This window comes from Myroides sp. LoEW2-1 (genome assembly GCF_009767705.1).
Taxonomy (GTDB): domain Bacteria; phylum Bacteroidota; class Bacteroidia; order Flavobacteriales; family Flavobacteriaceae; genus Flavobacterium; species Flavobacterium album_A.
The window spans coordinates 1-3,539 of record NZ_WSPP01000372.1 but is presented as its reverse complement, the minus strand read 5'-3'; the positions used below and the strand labels follow the sequence as shown (position 1 = coordinate 3,539).

General features: G+C 32.2%; 2 protein-coding genes. One reads left to right on the top strand and one right to left on the bottom strand.

Going from position 1 to position 3,539, the window contains the following annotated elements; genetic code table 11:
• Positions 1 to 209 precede the first annotated feature (209 nt).
• The gene (locus GOQ24_RS16105) at positions 210 to 1,781 is read left to right on the top strand and encodes a hypothetical protein (protein WP_155093297.1); all 1,572 of its coding nucleotides are present in this window, start codon (positions 210 to 212) and stop codon (positions 1,779 to 1,781) included.
• Positions 1,782 to 1,839: 58 nt separating this feature from the next.
• Here GOQ24_RS16105 and GOQ24_RS16100 read toward each other — a convergent pair.
• Positions 1,840 to 3,539 (bottom strand): polysaccharide biosynthesis protein (locus tag GOQ24_RS16100; RefSeq protein ID WP_160340161.1); only part of this gene is annotated, 1,700 nt, incomplete at its 5' end.

Below are 3,539 nucleotides of genomic sequence, written 5' to 3'. Positions count from 1 at the left end.
AGTCGAAACAAACAAAAGCAAATATTCTCAATAAGTACATATTTTAACATTTCAAAAACAGAAAATAACAATATGTAAATACAAAAAAGACATTTTTTGTCAATAAAACTTCAAACAATCAAATATTTTTATATTTTAGCCTCATTCAAACGTTAATTCACTTTAACATTTTGAACTAACAAAATTATAACTAACCAAATTACACCTAAATGAAAAAATTGATCTTTATGGCAAGTTGCTTATGCTTAGGAAGCATGACTACTTCATGTAGCAGTGATGATTCTTCTCCTCAAGTTCCAACAGAAGAAGACAAATCACTTAACTTAACAATTGAAAACAGCAAGGGAACTTATTTAAAAACAGATAAAGAAGCAGGAGTATTCAATATCGTTTTAGATGCAAAAGATACCTCTGTCAATTTAAACTTAATCTCAAACAAAGTAGAAGAAAAAGACTTATTAGATGCAAGATTAACCTCACAAAAGTATCTGGTTTCTGATAGCCAATCACTTTATTCACTAACACAAGAAAGCTCAATTACACACAAAAATGAAAAGCTAACAATACTTAGTGGAGAATTAGACATTAAAAACAATGATCAGAGCTATTCGATTGAAGGTTACTTAGTGGACAACAATAAACAAACTTATACCATTAAGTACAACTCTGATATTGATATTGAACCAGTATATCAAGTAAATTACGATTTTCAAAATGGTTGGTACTGGGGAGATAACCCGTTTGACAATCCAGGGATTGGAGAATATTTAAGTTTCTTCTCTTTTGGAGAAAAAGATAAATATGGTGATTTAGAAGGTGATGGACATGCTATTACAATTACATTCTTTGACGAAATGGCAAGTAAAGCATGGGAGGCAAAAATACCTAACAAGACCTTCAAATCTTCAAGCGAATTTGAAAAGGGAACATTCAAAGTTATCTCTAAAAAGGAATTAGAAGAACTTAAAGAAGGGGAACAAATTTACAATGTTGCTACTCTTCAAGTTAATAACAAGGCAGAGAATATAAAGGCGGAACTGTATATCATAGATGGTAGTATTAAAGTATTAGATAAAAATGGCAAGCAAGAAGTACGCTTCAATGTAGAGTTAGAAGATGGTACTCGTCACATTGGTAAATACAGTGGAAATGTTAGACAAGGCGATGAGTTCACAGTTACAACATTGAAAAGTGATAAACAAGTTGAACAATTAGACTTTGGATACTTAGAGTACAAAGGAAAGTCACCAATTACAGGTAAAGAGTTGAACCGTTGGAATATATTTCTATTCAACAACAAGCTTAAAACTTACCCGGAAAATTACTGGCAAATAGAAGGGTCAGGAGATTACCTACGCTTAACGATGTACACAGATGTAAGTATGACAACTGATATTCCGACTGGCGAATTTACTATCGGGGAAGAAGAAGTTGGCTTTATAGGCAAAGGTGGTGGTTCAGAACCTGGACTTGACTGGGGAACATGGTACTACAACGTTCTTAATGGAGATATGAATCAATACGCTCCTCTAAAAACTGGTAAAGTAAAAGTTTCTAAAAACAATGACACATATACCATAACAATCGATGCTATTGACGACAGAGAAAACAAAATCACGGCATCTTACAGCAGTAAACTACAATTTGTTGATCACGATATAAACAAAAACAGATCACTTGGTCTATCAAATAAAGCGATGAATGACAAAGCGAAAAACAAATTCGAAAAAACAAAACAACTCAGAACAAAGCAATTAATGAATCAGTATTTTGGAAAATAATTTAAAGAGGCTGTCTTATAGACAGCCTTTAACTATTACACTCAAAATAAAAATTCAATTAAACAACTGAACTTTCTTCAACTATATTATCTAGACTCTCGTATATAGAGTTTTGAGACTTAAACTCAGGAACAATATCTTTTAAATGCTTAACTAAAATATAAGCCTCTAGCTCACTATTATAATCACATATAATCTGACACAATTCTTCTATTTGACCTTTGGCCTTATATAGATCTTGAGAACGAACTTTAGCAATCATTATTTTATCGTGATGAGTTTTAACAGTATTTTCGTCATTTGCTAAAAGCTCTTCAAAAATCTTCTCACCTGGACGAAGACCAGTAATTTTTATATCAATGTCATCCGGGTAACTTAAGCCACTTAATCGAATCATACGCTTTGCAAGATCAAATATCTTCATTGATTGTCCCATATCAAATACAAATATCTCACCACCTTTACCCATCACTGAAGCTTCTAAAACTAATTGACAAGCTTCAGGAATTGTCATAAAATAACGAGTAATATCTTGATGAGTAACAGTTAAAGGTCCTCCTTGATCAATTTGTCGCTTAAACAAAGGTATAACAGAACCATTAGACCCTAAGACATTTCCAAAACGAGTTACTATAAAATTTGTTATACCATTACCTGCCAAAGTAGATACATAAATCTCTGCCGCACGTTTTGTAGCACCCATTACATTTGTAGGATTCACAGCTTTATCAGTGGAAACCATAACAAACTTGCCTACCTTATACTTAACAGATAAATCAGCTATAACTTTTGTACCTTTTACATTTGTATGTATAGCTTCATAAGGAAGTGCTTCCATCAAAGGCACATGCTTATATGCTGCTGCATGATAAACCATATTAGGCTTATAAAATTCAAACAGCTTTTGCATTGACTTTTCATCTCTAATATTAGCTACAATATAATAAATATCCTCACATCTACAAGATTTCATTGTTTGTTGAACATCGTACAAAGCAGATTCAGCATGATCAACTAAAATTAAAGTCTTAAAATTAAAGTTAGCAACTTGCCTTGCTATCTCACTACCAATAGATCCCGCAGCCCCAGTAATCAACACAACCTTTCTATCAATTTCCTGGGCTATAATAGGATTATGTAATTCTATACTTTTACGGCCTAATAGATCTTCAATTTTAAGTTCTTTGATATGCTTATTAGTATATTTACCCTCAAGCCAATCACTTGCAGCGGGAATTATCTTTATACTAACTGGAAGGGTTTCTAACCATTCAGATATTTCATTTAAACGTTGACGCGAAATATTCTGAATTGAAATTACAATATCATCAATCTTATTCTTCAGAATAAACTCTTTGGTAATATCTCCAGGACTATAAACTTTATAACCAGAAATTCTAGTACCTATCTTCCCTTTACTATCATCTATAAAACCAATTATTTCAGTACGCATCTTGGTATCAGATTGCAAAGCTCGTACAGTTATAATACCAGAATCACCAGCTCCGTAAATAAGTATTCTTCGCTGATTTCTTACCTCTAAAATATAAGTATGATAAAACTGACTATAAAATAAGCGAGCCAAAATCATCATTACACTTGTGAACAATAAATGAAATAAAATAAAGGAATAAGAATATCGCAAATAATCTTCTAGTTCATAGCTAAAAACACCATTACGCTGTAAAGAACTACAAATAGTCAACAAGACAGATGCAAACAGACATGTAAAAAAGACATTCTCCACATCTTTCAAAC